This is a genomic window from Streptomyces sp. TRM70350 (assembly GCF_019219825.1).
Classification (GTDB): domain Bacteria; phylum Actinomycetota; class Actinomycetes; order Streptomycetales; family Streptomycetaceae; genus Streptomyces.
In genome coordinates this window covers 332178-350503 of sequence record NZ_JAHUXH010000001.1, presented here as the reverse complement: position 1 = coordinate 350503, position 18326 = coordinate 332178, and the positions used below count along the sequence as shown (strand labels likewise).

Sequence of the window (18326 nt, the reverse complement as noted above, 5' to 3'; positions counted from 1 at the left end):
ATGCCCTTGCCGGGCATGCGAATTACGTGAACATGACGCACGACGCTCGGTCACGGATATGACGCTGCTCACGTGACCCTGCTCCAGGTTCCTTTACTCCAGAGCAAGTTGGAACGAAGGGTCCAATTCGGGCGGAAGGCTCAGATGCGACACAGCCGGAAAACAGTCGCATCGAGGTCGCCCCGCAATCCCGTACGCAACCCGTGATGCAGCAATACGACCCCTCTGTACACTTCGCCCGTTTCACGGCATTCATACGTCGCCGTCGGGTCGAGCCCGCGCAACCGCAGCGCCGGGACGGGTTCCCCGTAGCTTTGCGCCTGAAGCCAGGCGAGGACGACGGACTCGTCACCGCGCACGTACTGCACGGCACTGAGCCCGCCGGTGGGCGGTCGCAGCCGGTAGAGGTCGCCGCGCTGCACGAGGGGCCGGATCTCCTTGTAGAGGGCCACCCAGTCCCGCGCCTCGGCCAGCTCCTCGTCGGTCCACTGCGTGAGGTCGCCGCCGACGCCGAGCACCCCGGCCATCGCACTGACGAAGCGGAAGCGCAGCGTGCTGGTCCGGCCGTTCAGCTGGGTGTTGGGGCTGTCGGTGACCCAGGCGGCCATCACGCGCGCGGGATGGATCTGACTGAAGCCGTGCTGGATGGCGAGCCGGTCGAGCGGGTCGGTGTTGTCGGAGGTCCACACCTGGTCGGTGCGGCTCATCACCCCGAGGTCGATCCGGCCACCGCCACCCGAGCAGGACTCGAAGGCGACACCCGGGTGAGCCGCCCGCAGGCGGTCCAAAAGGGCATAAAAGGCACGTACGTGGTCGACCCACAGCCGCTGCGGAGAGGGCTCGCCGGGCCAGCCGGCGTCCGTGAAGCAGCGGTTGAAGTCCCACTTGACATAGTCGACGGGGGCACTGGAGAGGAGTGCGTGGAGCTGCTCCCAGAGGTGCTCCTGGACGTCCTCCCGCGCGAGATTGAGGACGAGCTGATTGCGGAACTCTGTCCGCTTTCGTCCCGGCTGGAACTGCACCCAGTCCGGGTGAGCGCGGTAGAGATCGCTGTCCGGGTTGACCATCTCGGGCTCCACCCAGATCCCGAACTGCATCCCGAGGGCGTGCACGTGGTCGGCGAGCGGCTTGAGACCGGCCGGGAAACGGTCGGGGTTGGGCGTCCAGTCGCCGAGTCCCGCGCGGTCGCTGGTGCGCGCCCCGAACCAGCCGTCGTCGACGACGAACAGCTCCACCCCGATCGCCGCGGCCCGCCGCGCGAGCGCCCGCTGCTGCTCCTCGGAGATGTCGAACTCGGTGGCCTCCCAGGAGTTGAACAGCACCGGCCGGTCCCGCTCGGCGTCGGGGACGACGTATGCGCGCTGGTAGGCGTGCCACGCGCGGCTGGCCCCGCCGAAGCCGCCGTCGCTCCACAGGCCGGCGAAGACGGGCGTGGTGAAGGACTCCCCCGCGGCCAGTCGCAGCAGCCCCGAGTCGTCGTATCCGGCGCCGCCGGTGATCTGCACGCGCGCGTCCGGCAGTTGGGCCACCGCGATCCGCCACGAGCCCGACCAGCCGAGGGCGCAGCCGTACACCTCGCCGCGCTCCTCGGTCGCGTCGGCGTCCAGCGCGACCCATGGCAGGTGCTGGTGCCCGGTGTGGCCACGGCGGCTGCCGATGACCTTCTCGCCGTAGGTGAGGGACGACCGGGTCAGCCGGGACTCGGCCGCCCACCGGCCGTGCAGCTGGGACAGCCGCCACTGGTCGCGGTCGGGCAGGGTCCAGGTGGCGGAGTCGGCGCGCAGCAGCTCGACCACGGGGCCGTCGTTGCGCAGGGTCACCCAGCGCTCGACGACGTCGTCGCGCATCCGGTAGTGCAGCGTGATGCCCAGTCCCGCGTCCCGGAAGCGCAGGCGCAGCTCGTCGTCGCCGGTCTCGTACGTCTCGAAGGTCCACTCGGTGCCGCGTCGCTCGTCGGTGCGCACGGACAGGGCGGGGCGGACGAAACGGGGGCCTCCCTCCATCGGGTACTCCTCCCGTCCGTCGAGCGGGGACTCGAAGGGCCAGTAGTCCGGCAGCGGGCGCATCGCGAGGGCCTCGGCGTCGGGCAGCGTGATCCTGGCGCCCCAGTGCAGATGCAGCAGTTCGTCGTTCTCGGTGAGGTGCACGGCATAGCTGCTGGTGGGCCCGGACAGCAACCACGTACGCCCGTTCCCGGCGATCTCGACCATTCCGTCCTCGCAGATTCCGACAGCTCCGCTCAAGCACCAACATCATCAAGGGCGGGAAGCCTGCTGGGCAATGCCTGTGGAAAACTCCTCCAACTCCCTGTGACGGCCTGTGGACAACTCATTGCCCGAGGAATCCGTGTCGTATCGTCGGGGACGTGCCCGTCGACGAGCCGCGCCGACGGGGCCGATGGGAGGGAGCCCCCGTGACGCAGCAGGTACCGTCGACCGAGCCGGAACTGGCCGGAGTGCGCAACTTCCGTGACGTGGGCGGCCTGCCGACCGTGGACGGGCGCCGGGTGCGGCACGGGATGCTGTTCCGCAGCGGCCACCTCGCGCACGCCACCGCGGAGGACGCCGCGTTCCTCGCCTCCCTGGGGCTGCACACGATCTTCGACTTCCGCAACGCCGCGGACCAGCAGCTGGAGGGCCCGGACGTCGAGCTGCCGGGCGTGCGCAACGTCAACCTGCCGCTGACGGACCCGGCGGACGGCGCGGAGTTCTGGAAGATGGTCCGGGACGGCGACGTGGAGCAGCTGCGCGGGATTCTGGCCGATGGCAAGGCCGCGGACCGGATGATCACCTCGTACCGCGTGATCATCAAGGAGCGCACCGCCGAGCACTCCCAGGTGCTGCACGCGCTCGCCGAGGACAGCGTCCCCGCGCTGATGCACTGCGCGGCGGGCAAGGACCGCGCCGGACTATCGATCGCCGTCACGCTGCTCGCGCTGGGCGTGGAGCGCGACGCGATCCTCGCCGACTACCTGGAGTCCAACGCCAAGCACCGCCGCTACAAGGTGCACCGCAGCGGCAGCTCCGCCTCCGCCTACTCCCCGGAGGTCATGGAGCTGCTCAGCCCGCTCTTCGACGCGCGTGCCGAGTATCTGACGGCGGCGATCGAGACCATCGAGGACACCTGGGGCGGTGTCGACACCTATCTGGAGCAGGGGCTGGGCGTCGCCCCCGAGACCCGGGAGCGGCTGCGCGAGCGCCTGCTCGACTGACCCTGAAAGCTGATCAGCGGTTGGCCACCGCCTGCTTCACCAGCGTCTTGCCGAAGTCCCACACCAGCGCGCCCCCGTTGTGCGCGTCGTCCATCACGGCCGTGAAGGCGTCCACGAACCGGTCCACCTCCCGCTCCCCGATGATCAGCGGCGGAATCAGCTTGATCACCTCAAGATGGTCGCCGGAGACCTGGGTGAGGATCCGGTGCCGCTGGAGCAGCGGTACGACGACCATCTGCGCGAACAGCCCCTTGCGGGCGGCCTGGAGCATGGCCCAGCGGCTGCGCAGCTTCAGCGACTGCGGCCGCCCGAACTCGATGCCGATCATCAGGCCCCGGCCGCGCACGTCCGCGAGCATCTCGTACTTGTCGATCAGCGCGGCGAGCCGGGACCTGAGCCGTTCGCCCGTGCTCCGGACTCCGGCGACGATCTGCTCGTTCTCCATGACGGACAGCACCGCCAGACCGGCCGCCATGGCCTGGGCGTTGGACCCGAAGCTGGCCGAGTGGACCAGCACCCGGTCCATGGACGAGTAGACCTTCTTGAAGATCCAGTCCTTGCCGAGCGTGGCGCCCACCGGCACATAACCGCCGGACAGCGCCTTCGCCACGCAGACCAGGTCCGGCTCGACGCCGTCCTCGTGCTGGTGGGCGTAGAAGTCGCCGGTGCGGCCGAGGCCCGTCTGCACCTCGTCCGCGATGAGCAGCGCCTTGTGCCGGTGCAGCAGTTCCTGCGCGGCACGCAGATAGCCGGGCGGGGCCTCGTGCACGCCCTTGCCCTGGATCGGCTCGACGATCAGCGCGGCGACGTCGCCCCGCTTCAACTCCCGGGCCAGAGCGTCGAGGTCGCCGAGCAGCACGGCCGTGTCGGGCAGCAGCGGGGCGAAGCCGTCCCGGAAGCCCGGCTCGCCGTTCACGGACAGCGAGCCGGTGGTCAGGCCGTGGAAGGCGTGCGCGCAGTACAGGACCCTGGGTCTGCCGGTGACGAACCGGGCGAACTTCAGCGCGGTCTCCACCGCCTCCGTACCGCTGTTGCCGAAGAACACGCGGTCCAGGTGCGGGCTGTGCGCAAGCAGCCGCTCGGCCAGCAGACCGGGCAGCGGCTGGCAGTCGAACCGGGTGAGGTCGGCGAGCTGGGCGTCCAGGACGTCGTGCAGCGCCTTGCGGACGACGGGGTGATGGCGGCCCAGGCCCATCACCCCGAAACCGGCGAGCATGTCCAGGTAGTCGTTGCCGTCCGCGTCCCAGAAGTAGGCGCCCTCGGCCCGCTCGTACACCTTGTCGAAGCCGATGGTGTGCAGCATGCGCGGCAACTGGTGGTTGAGGTACCGGGCGTGCAGCTCGTAGCGCTCGGCTCCGCGCTCGGCGAGCAGGGCGCCGAGGTCGAAGCCCCCGTCGGACGCCGAGGGTTGGGACGCGGATTCCGTGGTGGTCATGGACGGTTCTCCTTGGACAGCGATTCCTCGGCGGCGGTCTCCTTGGAGGACTGCTCCGGTACGACGGCCTCCTTGGAGGCCCTTTCGGGTACGTCCGCCTCCTTGGACGGCCTTTCCGGTACGACCGCCTCCCGGGTCGGCGCAGCGGGCCGCTCTTCCCGGACGGCCAGGCTCGCGCTGATCCGCCCGGCGATCTCGACCGGCGTGAGACCGATGTCCGCCAGCACCTCGGCCCGCTTGGCATGCGCCAGGAACTGCTCCGGAATGCCGAACCGCCGTACCGGCACGTCCACGTCGGCATCGCTCAGCGCCAGCGCCACAGCCGCGCCGACGCCCGACGCCCGGCTGTTGTCCTCGACCACGGCGACCAGCCGATGCCCGGCGGCGAGGCCGGGCAGCGCGGGATCGACGGGCTTGACCCACCGCGGGTCCACCACCGTGCACCCGATCCGCCGGGCTTGAAGCAGCTCGGCGGCCTGCAGACACACTGGCGCCATGACCCCGACCGCGACGAGCAGTACCTCCGGCGCCTCCGCCCGGTGCAGTACGTCGATGCCGCCCACCCGGTCGATCGCGGGAACGCAGGGACCCACCGACTCCTTCGGGAACCGCACGAGCGTGGGCGCGTCGTCGACGGCGACCGCCTCGCGCAGCTGCGCCCGCAACTGGTCGGCGTCACGCGGCGCGGCGATCCGCAGCCCGGGCACGACCTGGAGGATCGACATGTCCCACATGCCGTTGTGCGAGGGCCCGTCGACGCCGGTCACCCCGGCCCGGTCCAGGACGAAGGTGACCCCGCAGCGGTGCAGGGCCACGTCCATCAGGAGCTGGTCGAAGGCGCGGTTGAGGAAGGTGGCGTAGACGGCGACGACCGGGTGCAGCCCGCCGGTGGCGAGCCCGGCCGCGGAGACCGCCGCGTGCTGCTCGGCGATGCCGACGTCCCAGACCCGGTCCGGGAACCGCTGGGCGAACTTGGCGAGGCCCACCGGGTGCAGCATGGCCGCCGTGATCGCCACGACGTCCTCCCGTTCCTCTCCGATGCTCACGATCTCGTCCCCGAACACCGACGTCCAGGACGGCCCGCCGGAGGGCGCGAGCGGTTCGCAGGTCAGCGGGTCCATCGCGCCGACGGTGTGGAAGTGGTCCTCCTCGTGCGCGAGGGCGGGTTCGTAGCCGCGGCCCTTCTCGGTGAGGCAGTGCACCAGTACCGGCCCGTGGAAGCGTTTCGCACGCCGCAGCGCCGACTCGACGGCCTTCACGTCGTGCCCGTCGATCGGCCCGACGTACTTCAGGCCGAGGTCCTCGAACATCCCCTGGGGTGCGAACGCGTCCTTGAAGCCCTTCTTGGCGCCGTGCAGCGCCTCGTAGACGGTGTGCCCGACGACCGGCGTGCTCAGCAGTACGTCCTTGCCCCAGGCCAGCACCTTCTCGTACGAGTCGGTGGTGCGCAGCGCCGCGAGGTGGTTGGCGAGGCCGCCGATGGTCCGGGCGTAGGACCGCTCGTTGTCGTTGACGACGATGATCAGCGGCCGGTTCTTGGCGGCCGCGATGTTGTTCAGCGCCTCCCAGGCCATGCCGCCGGTCAGCGCGCCGTCGCCGATCACCGCGACGACATGGCCCTTCTCCCCCTGTACCTCGCGGGCCTTGGCCAGCCCGTCGGCCCAGCCCAGCGCGGTGGAGGCGTGGCTGTTCTCGATGACGTCGTGCTCGGACTCCTCGCGCGAGGGATAGCCGGACAGGCCGCCCTTGCCACGCAGCTTGGAGAAGTCCTGACGTCCGGTCAGGAGTTTGTGTACGTAGCTCTGGTGGCCGGTGTCCCACAGGATGCGGTCGACCGGTGACTCGAAGACCCGGTGGAGCGCGATGGACAGTTCCACCACGCCCAGGTTGGGCCCGAGGTGGCCGCCGGTCCTGGCGACCGCGTGCACCAGGAACTCCCTGATCTCTTCGGACAGTTCACCAATGTGCGCCTCGGACAGCGCCTTCAGGTCGCGTGGTCCCCGGATGGTCTCCAGAATCGACACGCTAGGGCCCCCTCTCGGTCCGTGCCTTGCGTCAGCTCACCGTCACTGCCGGTTTCCCCGTGCCGTCGGGGGAGCCCGTCGCTGCCCCGTCCCGCTCCATCTGTTCGGCGATCTTCATCGCCTCTTCGATCAACGTCTCCACGATCTTCGACTCCGGAACGGTCTTGATGACCTGGCCCTTGACGAAGATCTGCCCCTTGCCGTTCCCGGAGGCGACCCCCAGGTCGGCCTCCCGCGCCTCGCCGGGGCCGTTGACGACGCAGCCCATGACGGCGACGCGCAGCGGCACCTCCATGCCGTCCAGCCCGGCGGTGACCTCGTCGGCCAGCCGGTACACGTCGACCTGGGCGCGCCCGCAGGACGGGCACGACACGATCTCCAGCCGCCGCTGCCTGAGCCCGAGCGACTCCAGGATCTGGATGCCGACCTTGACCTCCTCGGCGGGCGGAGCGCTCAGGGAGACCCGGACGGTGTCCCCGATCCCCTGCGAGAGCAGGGCGCCGAAGGCGACCGCCGACTTGATCGTGCCCTGGAAGGCCGGGCCCGCCTCGGTCACCCCCAGGTGCAGCGGGTAGTCGCACTGGGCCGCCAGCTGCCGGTACGCCTCGATCATCACGACCGGGTCGTTGTGCTTGACGGAGATCTTGATGTCCCGGAAGTCGTGCTCCTCGAACAGCGAGGCCTCCCACAGCGCCGACTCCACGAGGGCCTCCGGCGTGGCCTTGCCGTACTTCTGCAGGAGCCGCTTGTCGAGTGACCCGGCGTTCACACCGATCCGGATCGGCGTGCCGTGGTCCCGGGCCGCCCGGGCGATCTCCTTGACCTTGTCGTCGAACTGTTTGATGTTGCCGGGATTCACCCGTACGGCCGCACAGCCGGCCTCGATCGCGGCGAACACGTACTTCGGCTGGAAGTGGATGTCGGCGATGACGGGGATCTGCGACTTGCGGGCGATGGTCGCGAGGGCGTCCGCGTCGTCCTGCGTGGGGCAGGCGACCCGGACGATCTGGCAGCCGGAGGCGGTGAGCTCGGCGATCTGCTGGAGGGTGGCGCCGATGTCCGACGTACGGGTCGTCGTCATGGACTGCACCGACACCGGTGCCCCGCCCCCGACCGCCACCGGCCCGACCTGGATCTGCCGCGACAGGCGCCGCTCGGCGACCGGTCGCGCCGGTACTTCGGGAACGCCCAAGGGGACGGCGGTCATGACGTCACTCCCGGTTTCCGGAGACCGTCTCGCGCATGGCGCGCAGGGACTCCTTCAGCGACCCCATGGTGGCGAGGACGGCGGTGGGCTCGTAGCCGCAGTGCGCCATGCAGTTGGCGCAGCGCGGGTCCTTGCCGCGGCCGTACTTGTCCCAGTCGGTGTCCTCGATCAGTTCGCGGTAGGTCGGCACGTAGCCGTCGCTCATCAGGTAGCAGGGGCGCTGCCAGCCGAAGAGCGAGTAGTTGGGGATCGCCCACGCGGTGCACGGGAAGTCGACCTTGCCCTCCAGGAAGTCCAGGAAGAGCGGCGAGTGGTTGAGCCGCCAGCGGCGCCGGTTGCCGCCCGCGAAGGCCTTCTTGAACAGTTCGCGGGTCTGCTCCACGCCCAGGAAGTGCTCCTGGTCGGGCGCCTTCTCGTAGGCGTAGGCGGGCGAGATCATCATCTCGTCGACCTGGAGGTCGTCGTTGAGGTAGTTGAGCACCTCGATGACGGTCTGCGGGGTGTCGGTGTTGAAGAAGGTGGAGTTGGTGGTGACCCGGAAGCCGCGCCGTTTGGCCTCCTTGATGGCCTCCACCGCCTCGTCGAACACGCCCTCCTTCGCGACCGACTCGTCGTGCCGCTCGCGCAGGCCGTCGATGTGCACGGCGAACGCGAAATAGGGCGAGGGCTTGAACGTGTCCATCTTCTTGCGCAGCAACATGGCGTTGGTGCACAGGAAGACGTATTTCCGCTTGGCCACCAACTGCCGCACGATTTCGTCGATCTGCGGATGCATCAGCGGCTCGCCGCCCGCGATCGACACCATCGGCGCACCGGATTCCAGCACCGCTCCCACGGCCTGCGCGACCGGCATGCGCTGCTTCAGCACCCCGGCGGGGTGCTGGATCTTGCCGCAGCCCTCGCACTTCAGGTTGCAGGCGAACAGGGGCTCCAGCTCCACGATGAGCGGAAACTTGTCGCGCCTGCGGAGCTTTTGTTCAGCCAAGTATGTAGCGACCTTGATGGACTGGCGCAGCGGCATGGCCATCGGGCTCACCTCCTGGGGAGCAGCACATTACGGTGCCATTCAAAGAATGCGGGAAGAATGGAACGAAGGACGCGGAAAGCCGATATTCCACCGCGCACCGTGCCGATACGGACGAGTTCATGTTCTGGAGCGTCCACGACCACCCGGACGGCCGCAACCGGACGTACTCCCGCACGCCAGGCGCTCAGAAGCGTTGCGGCCGACTCCATGTCGACCGCGATGGCGCCGGTGGACAGCAGGTCGGACCGCTCCTGACCGCGGACGACGTGGTCGGAGCCGGTGACCGGGCCGGTGTGGACGGTGCGGCCGGGCACCGCCCGTCCGAGTTCCCTGACGAGCAGGTCGGTGCCCACGCAGGGCGTGGTGCCGCGCGGGTCCCGGGTCTCCTCGGCGACGACCAGGTCGCCGGGGTGCATGCCCGGTGCCAGCCCCGCGCAGAAGCCCGTGGCCAGCACGGCGGCCCCGTCAAGTGCCGGGTCGGCCAGCGCCCGCGCCACGGAACGCTCGGCCGCGCCGGGCCCCATGCCGGTCCGGAGCACGGTCACCGGCCCACCCGCACCACCCCGCTCGCCCAGCCGCAACGCCAGCCGCTCGATGCCGAGCGCACAGGCGATCAGCAGCGGCGCCGGAGCGGTCGGGGACGTCATTCGTTCCCCTTGGCCTCGACACCCGAACCCGTGAAGGGCTCTCCATGCACATACCGTCCCAGCGCCGTGAGCGGAAAGACCTGCCGGTACAGGTGGTAGTTGATCGAGAAGTCCCACGGGAAGCCCGTGCCCGTGAAGTACGGCTCGTCCCAGGAGCCGTCGTCCCGCTGGGTCGCGGCCAGCCACCCGATGCCGCGTTCGACGGCCTTGGAGTCCCGCTCCCCCGCCGCCAGCAGCGCCATCAGCGCCCAGGCGGTCTGCGAGGCGGTGGAGGCGCCTCTCCCGCTCCACTGCTTGACGTACTTGTACGAGCGCAGGTCCTCGCCCCAGCCGCCGTCGTCGTTCTGGACGCTCTCCAGCCAGGCCACCGCCCGCCGGATCGCCGGGTGCGAACCGGGGAGGCCGGCGGTGGTCAGCGCGGGCACCACGGACCCGGTGCCGTAGATGTAGTTGACGCCCCAGCGTCCGAACCACGAGCCGTCCGGTTCCTGTTCGGCGAGCAGCCACTCGATGCCGCGCCGGGTGCGCGGGTCGTGGCCGAGGCCCTCCACCGCGAGCATCTCCACCACGTGCGCGGTGACGTCCGCGCTCGGCGGGTCGATGACCTCGCCGAAGTCGCAGAACGGCAGCCGGTTGGGAAAGGGGCTGGTGTTGTCGACGTCGAAGGCGCCCCAGGCCCCGTTCTTCGACTGCATGCCGAGGTTCCAGCGCACCCCGCGCGCGATGGCCTTCTCCACCTGCTCCGGGTCGTGGTGCCGCACGCGGCGCAGTGCGAGGACGACCTCGGCGGTGTCGTCGATGTCGGGGTAGTTGTCGTTGTGGAACTCGAACGCCCAGCCGCCCGGCGGCAGTTGCGGCCGACGCACGGACCAGTCGCCGGGCCGCACGATCTGCTCCCCCAGCATCCAGTCGGCCGCCTTCACCAGCTGCGGATGGTCCGCGGGCACCCCGGCGTCGACGAGCGCGATGGTCGCCAGGCAGGTGTCCCACACCGGCGACTGGCAGGCCTCGATCATCCGGGCCCCGTCCTCACGCCACACGGCGAAGCGGTCCAGCGACTCCAGCCCCGCCCGCATGACGGGGTGCTGAAGGTCGTAGCCGAGCAGATGCAGCGCGATGACCGAGTACACGGCCGGCGGCTGGATACCGCCCCAGCAGCCGTCGTTCTCCTGCCGCTCGATGATCCAGCGCGCGGCCGACCGCATCGCCGCCGTGCGCAGCTTCCTCGGCACGACCTTGCGCAGGGCGTGCAGGCCCTTGTCGAGCCGCTGGAAGGCGCCGTACCAACTCGCCGCGGGAGCCAGCGGCTTGTCCGGATTCGGGTGGTCCGGATCGGTGTGCAGCTCGTCCAGCGGGAACGGCGCGGGCCGCACCGGGCGCTTCGCGGAGACGATGGTCAGCGGGACGATCGTCTGCCGGGCCCAGCAGCCGAAGTCGTAGATGTTGAGCGGCAGCCACTTGGGGAAATAGATGAGTTCCGGTGGCAGTTCGGGCAGGTCCTCCCACTTCCACCAGCCGAACAGGGCGAGCCAGATCCGGGTGAAGACACGGGCGGCCGCGATGCCGCCCTGGGCGCGGATCCACTGAGCCGCCTTCGCCATGTGCGGCGCGTCCGGCGCGTCCCCGGCCAGGCGCAGGGCGACGTACGCCTCGATGGTGGTGGAGAGTTCGCCCGGTCCACCGTAGAAGGTGGCCCAGGTGCCGTCCTCGCGTTGCTCGCCGCGGATGAAGAGGGCGGCGGCGCGGGTCGTGGACTCGTCGCGGATGCCGAGGAACTGACGGAGTAACAGATCCTCGGCGTCCATGGTGACGTTGGTCTCCAGGTCGCCCTTCCACCAGCCCTGGGCGTCCTGCCGGGCGAGCAGGAACTCGGTGGCGCGCTGGACGGCGCGTACGGCGGCCTCGTGGACCCCGGCCGCCACCGGAGTGGTGCTGTCGGTTTCGCTGGCCGCGGCGGCACGGGGCGGCAGCGCCCCGGTGCTTCCGTCGGTCGTCGCTGTCATGGCTTCCCCTTCGTGCAGTGCTGCAAATGGTGCGTCTGCTGTGGGTCCGCCGTCGGCCGGTGCGCATCCGATCGCGACACCGGCCGGCGACTACGCGAGAGCTATTCGACCGATAGTGATCATCTCTTTCGTACGACGACGAAGTCGGCGAGCGCCGTGAACTGGGCCCGCACCCGGTCGGGCATGTCGACGGCGTCGAGGGCTTCGATGGCGATGGTGTGCTGACGGCGTGCTTCCTCGGCGGTCCACTCGCGGCCGCCGGCCTCGTCGATCAGGGCGGCGCGGGCCGCGAACTCCTCCTCGGAGAAGTGCGCGAAGTCGCTGCTCTTGGCGTCGGCGGTGAGCAGCTCGCCGAGCCGTTCGGAGGCGCTGCCCCCGGCCGCGAGGGCGGCCACGACCGGCAGGGACTTCTTGCGCTGGCGCAGGTCACTCCAGGTCTGCTTGCCGGTGGCCTCCGGGTCGCCCCAGATGCCGAGGAGATCGTCGACGGCCTGGAAGGCCAGGCCCAGGTGGTAGCCGTACTTCTCCAGGGTGTCGGCGGTGCGGTCGTCCGCGCCGCCGAGCACGGCGCCGATGGAGCTGGCGCAGGCCAGCAGGGCGCCGGTCTTGTTGCCCTCCATCTCCAGGCACTCCGCGACGCTGACGCGGTCGCGGTGCTCGTAGGAGATGTCCTGGGCCTGGCCGTCGATCAGGGCGCGGGTGGCGGTGGTCAGGCGGCGGGTGGCGCGGCCGGCCTCGACGGTGCCGAGTTCCAGCAGGATCTCGTTGGCCAGTGCGAACAGGGCGTCGCCGACCAGGATGGCCTGGGCGGGGCCGTGCACCTTCCAGACGGTGTCGCGGTGCCGGCGCTGTTCGTCGCCGTCCATCAGGTCGTCGTGCAGCAGCGAGAAGTTGTGCACCAGTTCGACCGCCACAGCTCCGGGGATGCCGACCTCGGGCGCGCCTCCGGTGACCTCGGCGGACAGGACGGCGAGGGCGGGGCGCACGGCCTTGCCGCCGTCGCCGTCGGCGGGGTTGCCCGCGGCGTCGATCCAGCCGAAGTGGTACGCGGCGACCGTGTCCATGGGAGGTGCCAGGCGGTCGACGGCCGCCCGCAGTACCGGTGTGGCCAGGGTCCGGCCGCGCTCCAGGAGCGCGGTCACGTCCACCGCGGTCTCTCGAGCGGCCTTCGAGGCCGGGGGCGCAGTGGGCACAGTCTCTCCTCTTGTTGCGGTACCGGAGGTGCGGGGGCCTGCCGCGTGCTGCTCGTTCCTCACGCCGCCTCCTCGACGTCGAAGAGATGGCGAGGGCGGGGCCGGCCCAGGGCACGCAACGCGGCGTCCGCCGCGCCGATGCCACTGCGGACCGCACTTTCCATGGTCGCGGGCCACCCGGTGGCGGTCCACGCTCCGGCCAGGTACAGGCCGGATGCCTTGGTGCGGGCGCCGGGCCGCAGCCCTCCGACGCCGGGGGCGGGAGCGAAGGTCGCGGTGCGCTCCCTGGTCACGAAGAAGTCCTTCACCTCGGCGCCGCGGGTGCGCGGCAGCAGGCGCTGAAGTTCGGGCAGGTACCGCTCGCGCAGTACGGCCACGGGCGCGTCGATCTCGTCCTGTGCGGCCGACTGCGACAGCGCCAGGTACTGGCCGGTCTTCAGCCCCGACGCCTCGGTGCGGTCGAAGACCCACTGCACGGGCGTGCCGAGCGCGGTGAGGAAGGGGGTGTCGACGACCTTGCGGTCGTAGACGACATGGATGTTGAGGATCGGCGCGGTGCCGATCCGCAGCAGCTGTTCCGGGTCGTCGAGGGCGCCGCCCGGCAGCAGGTCGTAGGTCTCGCGCTGGGGTACGGCGAGCACAACCGCGTCCGTCTCGATGACCTCGCCGGGAACCTGAACGCACCAACGCCCGTTGTCGTTTGGGGAGATGGAGGTGACACGTGAACGGATCCTGGTACGGACGCCCACGGAGTCGAGCGCCCTGCGGGCCAGCCGGTCGTGCAGCTCGCCCAGCGGGACGCGCGCCCAGCCGATGTCGGCCGCGCCCGGGTCGGACAGCAGACCGGTCTTGAAGACCATCGCGGCGAGCCCCAGGGAGGCGTCGCCCGCGACCGCGTTGAGGGTGGCGACCCCGACCAGGTCCCACAGGGCCTCGACGGCACGCGCCGACTGACCGTGCGCGGTCAGCCAGCTGCCGAAGTCCTGTGCGTCCAGGGTCGGATCGGCGAGGTCGAGGCCCCTGAGCGCGAGCGCGGCCCGGCCGACCTTGGCGCGCTCGGCGAGCGAGAGATGCGGATACGTCGCGAGGCTGCGCCCCAGATGCAGGGGCACCGGCAGCGCGTCGCGCCGCAGCCTGCCGAGCCGCCGGCCCTCGGGCTTGGTGACGTCGACGACGGGCACGTCCAGACGGTCCTGCAGCGGAGCCAGTGCCGCGCCGCCGATCCGGTCGAGGAACCAGCGGTAGGCGGTGCAGCAGCGCAGATAGACGTGCTGGCCGTTGTCGACGGTCAGCTCGCCGCGCTGGAAGGAGAACGCCAGGCCGCCCAGCCTCGGCCTGCCTTCGAGCAGGGTGACGCGCACCCCGGCGTCGGCGAGCGCGAGCGCGGCGGTGATTCCGGCGAGCCCTCCGCCGACCACCACCGTGTCCCGTGCGGGCCCGGACCGCATGCCGTCGGTCATCGTGCACCCTCCCCTGCGCGACCGCCGTGACGTGTCGACGCGCCATGGCAGGCCGTTGCCGTCAGGGACGCCGCCCGGCCACGGAGGGTTGCCCGCCGCTTCTCGCCGTCGGCGTCACTCTGCCCCAAGGTGTCCATCAGGCACGCCTCCTGACGGCGCGTCGGGTCACATGCCGGGCGTCCAGACCGGACAGGCCGCGCACGGCGACGTAGGCCTTCTCACGTCCGGGCAGCGAGACCCGGCCGCGCAGCACCGCCTCGGGGTCACGCTCGATGCGGTCCAGGAGACGGCGGTAGATGCCGGCCATGGCGGCGACACAGGCGCCGCTGCGCCGGTCGAGCATGGGCAGCAGCTGGTAGCCCTCGGCGAAAAGGGCGCGGGCCCGACGCACTTCGAAGTGCACGAGGCCCGCGAAGTCGGAGCCCTCCGGTGGCATCGGCCCGCTGAACCCGGCCGAGCAGCCGAACTTGGCCAGGTCGTCGGCGGGCAGATAGACGCGCCCGCCCTCGGCGTCCTCACGGATGTCCCGCAGGATGTTGGTGAGCTGCAGAGCGAGCCCGAGCGTGTCGGCGTACTCCGGCGCGCGCTCGGCGCCGCGCGCCCCCGGTTCCGTGCCGAACACGCCGAGCGAGAGCCGTCCGATGGCGCCGGCCACACAGCGGCAGTAGACCTTCAGGTCGTCCCAGGTCTCGTAGGCTTCCCCGCGGACGTCCATCAGGACGCCGTCGATGAGTTCGTCCAGGCCGTCGAGCGGGATCGGGAAGTGCCGGGCGGCGTGGGTGAGGGCGACGCCGACCGGGTCGGTGTCGTCGTCGCCGAGCGCGTCCTCGCGGATCCGGTCGAGCAGCGTCCGGGTGTCCTGGAGCCGGGCGAACTTCACGTCGTCGGTGAGCGCGCCGTCGCCGATGTCGTCGACGCGCCGGGAGAACGCGTACAGCGCCGACATCGCGCGACGCTTGGGCGTCGGCAGCAGCCTGATGCCGTAGGCGAAGTTACGGGCCTGCTGTCCGGTGACGGCCTCGCAGTAGCTGTAGGCGGCGAGTACCGGTGCGGACACGTGTGGCGCTGACTCCACGGTCCGGATCACCCCTCTCCTCGCAGAGTCACGCCCACCTCACGCAGCAACCGGAGCTTGCCGGGTCTGGGCGGGCCGGGAAGTACGTCGTATTCGGCGGCGGCGATCGCCTCGATGGCCGCCCTTCCCCCCGCCACGAACCCCGCGAGCAACAGCCTCAACCTGCCGTGCACGCTACCCACGAGGGGGACGCCTTCATTCAGGAGATCGCGGGCGCGTTGCGCTTCGTACGCAACCAGTGCGCGCACCGATGCGCCCGCCGTCGGCGTGGCGAGATCCGCCTCCTGGACGTGAAAGCGCTTCATGTCCGCGGCGGGCAGATAGACGCGGTCGCGGCCGAGGTCCTCGGCCACGTCCTGGAGGTGCTCGACGATCTGCAGGGCCGTGCAGATCGCGTCCGAGTGGCGGATCCGCTCGGGGGTGGAGGTGCCGGTGACGGCGAGGACGAGCCGGCCCACGGGGTTCGCGGACAGTTCGCAGTAGGCGAGGAGGTCGTCGTAGGTCTCGTACCGCTTGACGAGCTGGTCCTGGCGGTTGGCGGCGATCAGGCCGAGGAACGGCTCGGGGGTGAGCGAGCGGCGGCGGACGGTCGGCTGGAGGCGGCGCAGCAGGGGGTGACGCGGGGTCGAGTCGAAGACCCGGCGCAGGTCGGCCTCGAAGGCGTCCAGCAGGGCCAGGCGGTCCTCGGCCCGCTCGGGCGACACGCCGAGCAGCCGGGCGTCGGCGCCGCCGGGGGCGAGGTCGCCGTCACCGATGTCGTCGACGAGGCGGGCGAAGCCGTAGACGGCCATGAGGTCGGCGCGCCAGGCTCTGGGCAGGAAGAACGGGGCCACGGGGAAGTTCTCGGCCGTGGCCTTGTCGAGGGTCGCGCGCTCCGGGTCGTCCGTGCGCGTCGTGGTGGTTCCCGTCACCGTTTGCTGCCCAGGGCGGGGACGGCACATGCCTCGCGGAGCAGGGGAGTTTCCGTAGCCATTGCCGTCACATCTCCCGTTCTACACTGCCGACCCAATACACACTATTTCGGACACGCCGCCCGGTGTTCCGGCGGCTGTCCCGGCGGAGGGTGTCGCGCATTATCGCCCTACTTGCCGCCTTTCGGCACCGGTACAGCTTACGTTGTACAACGCGGCGCGGACCGACGGGGTGTCCTGCGCATCACAAGAACACACCGATTGGCTTCAAGATTCCTACGGCTGACCAGAGTTGACGCTTCCTTTGCCGGCGGCACAGGTGCCCTTTGCCGACGACGCAGGGCCCCACCGGAGCAGTTCCGGCGGGGCCCTGAACGGCTGTCTACTTGCCCGTGAACTTCTCGTACTCCTTGAGGACCTCGTCGGTGGGTCCGTCCATGCGCAGCTCGCCGCGTTCCAGCCACAGCACACGGTTGCAGGTGTCGCGGATCGACTTGTTGTTGTGACTGACCAGGAACACGGTGCCCGCCTGCTTGCGCAGCTGGCGGATGCGTTCCTCGGAGCGCTTCTGGAACTTGCGGTCGCCGGTGGCCAGCGCCTCGTCGATCATGAGGACGTCGTGGTCCTTGGCGGCGGCGATGGAGAACCGCAGGCGGGCGGCCATGCCGGAGGAGTAGGTGCGCATCGGCAGGGTGATGAAGTCGCCCTTCTCGTTGATGCCGGAGAAGTCGACGATCTCCTGGTAGCGCTCCTTGATCTGCTCCCGGGTCATGCCCATGGCGAGGCCGCCCAATATGACGTTGCGCTCACCGGTCAGGTCGTTCATCAGGGCCGCGTTCACCCCGAGCAGCGAGGGCTGGCCGTCGGTGTAGACCTTGCCGCTCTCGGCGGGCAGCAGTCCGGCGATGGCGCGCAGCAGGGTCGACTTGCCGGAGCCGTTGGAGCCGATCAGGCCGATGGCCTCGCCCCGGTAGGCCACGAAGGACACCCCGCGCACGGCGTGCACCTTGCGCACCCCGCGCGCGTCGCCGTCGGAGCCTCGTCTGAGCATGCGGCTGAGGGCGGCGGTGGCGCTGCCCCTGCCGGTCTTGGCGCCGTTGACGCGGTAGACGATGTGCAGATCGTCCGCGATGACGGTGGGGATGCGTTCCTCGGTCGTATGGTCAGCCACGGCCGTACCTCTCCTCCGCCTTCCAGAAGTACACGAAGCCGCCCAGGGCGAACAGCACGGCCCAGCCGCCGGCGATCGCCCAGACGTGGTCGGGGAGGTTCTCCGAGCCGTAGCCGTCGATCATCGCGAAGCGCACCAGGTCCATGTAGATGGCGGCCGGGTTCCACTGGAGCACGTTGGCGATCCAGGACGGCTTGTCCGCCAGCATGATCGGGATGGAGTACATGACACCGGACGCGTACATCCACGTACGCATCACGAACGGCATCAGCTGCGCCAGGTCCGGGGTCTTGGCACCGGCCCGGGCCATGATCAGCGCGAGGCCGGTGTTGAAGCAGAACTGCAGCGCCAGCACCGGCACGATCAGCGCCCAGGACAGGTCCGGATAGCTGCCGAACGCGCAGGTCACCGTGAACAGCACGATCATCGAGAAGAGCAGTTGCTGCAGCTGCTGGAGCGCGAAGGAGATGGGCAGCGAGGCGCGCGGGAAGTGCAGGGCGCGCACCAGGCCGAGGTTGCCGGAGATCGCGCGGACGCCCGCCATCACCGAGCTCTGCGTGAAGGTGAACACGAACACGCCGGTGACCAGGAACGGGATGTACACCTCACGCGGCATCCCCCGGTCGGCCTCCAGGATCACGCCGAAGACGAAGAAGTACACGGCCGCGTTCAGCAGCGGTGTGACGACCTGCCAGAGCTGGCCGAGCTTGGCCTGGCTGTACTGGGCGGTCAGCTTCGCCCGCGAGAAGGCGAGGATGAAGTGACGCCGGTCCCAGAGCTGGCGGACGTACTCGACGAGGGAGGGGCGGGCGCCGCTCACGGACAGGCCGTACTTGGCGGCGAGTTCCTGCGCGGACAGTCCCTCGTCGGGTGACGGAGGAGCGGTCACCGCGACTGTGCCCTCGTGTGTGGTCTCACTCACTGGTCGAAACTTTCGTCTTGTGCGCGGCCTGTGCGGGTCG

General features: G+C 70.3%; 15 protein-coding genes. 1 reads left to right on the top strand and 14 read right to left on the bottom strand.

Annotated features, from left to right (window positions below; genetic code table 11):
• Window positions 1-140 precede the first annotated feature (140 nt).
• Window positions 141-2210, bottom strand: coding sequence for an alpha-galactosidase (locus KWI83_RS01525; protein WP_218512712.1), 2070 nt, complete (start codon window positions 2208-2210; stop codon window positions 141-143).
• Window positions 2211-2413: 203 nt separating this feature from the next.
• On the opposite strand from KWI83_RS01525, the gene KWI83_RS01520 reads away from it, so the two are divergent.
• The gene (locus tag KWI83_RS01520; protein WP_218512382.1) at window positions 2414-3211 is read left to right on the top strand and encodes a tyrosine-protein phosphatase; all 798 of its coding nucleotides are present in this window, start codon (window positions 2414-2416) and stop codon (window positions 3209-3211) included.
• 13 nt (window positions 3212-3224) lie between these two features.
• On the opposite strand, the gene KWI83_RS01515 is transcribed toward KWI83_RS01520, so the two are convergent.
• The 13 genes from KWI83_RS01515 to KWI83_RS01460 form a co-directional block, all read right to left on the bottom strand.
• On the bottom strand, window positions 3225-4646 hold the full coding sequence (locus KWI83_RS01515; RefSeq protein ID WP_218512381.1) for an aspartate aminotransferase family protein: 1422 nt from the start codon (window positions 4644-4646) through the stop codon (window positions 3225-3227).
• The gene (gene dxs / locus KWI83_RS01510; RefSeq protein WP_218512380.1) at window positions 4643-6670 is read right to left on the bottom strand and encodes a 1-deoxy-D-xylulose-5-phosphate synthase; all 2028 of its coding nucleotides are present in this window, start codon (window positions 6668-6670) and stop codon (window positions 4643-4645) included. Before dxs ends, KWI83_RS01515 begins: the two co-directional genes overlap by 4 nt.
• 31 nt (window positions 6671-6701) lie before the next feature.
• Window positions 6702-7877, bottom strand: a complete 1176-nt coding sequence (gene ispG / locus KWI83_RS01505; RefSeq protein WP_218512379.1) for a flavodoxin-dependent (E)-4-hydroxy-3-methylbut-2-enyl-diphosphate synthase — start codon at window positions 7875-7877, stop codon at window positions 6702-6704.
• A 4-nt stretch (window positions 7878-7881) separates the two neighbouring features.
• Window positions 7882-8904, bottom strand: a complete 1023-nt coding sequence (gene hpnH / locus KWI83_RS01500) for an adenosyl-hopene transferase HpnH (RefSeq protein ID WP_218512378.1) — start codon at window positions 8902-8904, stop codon at window positions 7882-7884.
• 5 nt (window positions 8905-8909) lie between these two features.
• A complete protein-coding gene (locus KWI83_RS01495) occupies window positions 8910-9551 on the bottom strand; it encodes a 1-hydroxy-2-methyl-2-butenyl 4-diphosphate reductase (RefSeq protein WP_218512377.1) in 642 nt (213 codons plus the stop codon).
• The gene (gene shc, locus KWI83_RS01490) at window positions 9548-11554 is read right to left on the bottom strand and encodes a squalene--hopene cyclase (protein ID WP_218512376.1); all 2007 of its coding nucleotides are present in this window, start codon (window positions 11552-11554) and stop codon (window positions 9548-9550) included. The genes KWI83_RS01495 and shc overlap by 4 nt, the downstream gene beginning before the upstream one ends.
• A gap of 119 nt (window positions 11555-11673) precedes the next feature.
• A complete protein-coding gene (locus KWI83_RS01485) occupies window positions 11674-12747 on the bottom strand; it encodes a polyprenyl synthetase family protein (RefSeq protein ID WP_308121965.1) in 1074 nt (357 codons plus the stop codon).
• 59 nt (window positions 12748-12806) lie between these two features.
• Window positions 12807-14207, bottom strand: coding sequence for a hydroxysqualene dehydroxylase HpnE (gene hpnE / locus KWI83_RS01480; RefSeq protein WP_218512374.1), 1401 nt, complete (start codon window positions 14205-14207; stop codon window positions 12807-12809).
• A complete protein-coding gene (locus KWI83_RS40175; RefSeq protein ID WP_374106259.1) occupies window positions 14204-14344 on the bottom strand; it encodes a DUF6380 family protein in 141 nt (46 codons plus the stop codon). Before KWI83_RS40175 ends, hpnE begins: the two co-directional genes overlap by 4 nt.
• The gene (gene hpnD / locus KWI83_RS01475; RefSeq protein WP_218512373.1) at window positions 14344-15294 is read right to left on the bottom strand and encodes a presqualene diphosphate synthase HpnD; all 951 of its coding nucleotides are present in this window, start codon (window positions 15292-15294) and stop codon (window positions 14344-14346) included. The genes KWI83_RS40175 and hpnD overlap by 1 nt, the downstream gene beginning before the upstream one ends.
• Window positions 15291-16193 (bottom strand): squalene synthase HpnC, encoded by a 903-nt coding sequence (gene hpnC, locus KWI83_RS01470; protein ID WP_218512372.1) that lies wholly within the window; start codon window positions 16191-16193, stop codon window positions 15291-15293. Before hpnC ends, hpnD begins: the two co-directional genes overlap by 4 nt.
• Before the next feature lie 382 nt (window positions 16194-16575).
• Window positions 16576-17364, bottom strand: coding sequence for an ABC transporter ATP-binding protein (locus KWI83_RS01465; protein ID WP_218512371.1), 789 nt, complete (start codon window positions 17362-17364; stop codon window positions 16576-16578).
• Window positions 17357-18286 (bottom strand): ABC transporter permease, encoded by a 930-nt coding sequence (locus tag KWI83_RS01460; protein WP_218512370.1) that lies wholly within the window; start codon window positions 18284-18286, stop codon window positions 17357-17359. Before KWI83_RS01460 ends, KWI83_RS01465 begins: the two co-directional genes overlap by 8 nt.
• Window positions 18287-18326: the final 40 nt, after the last annotated feature.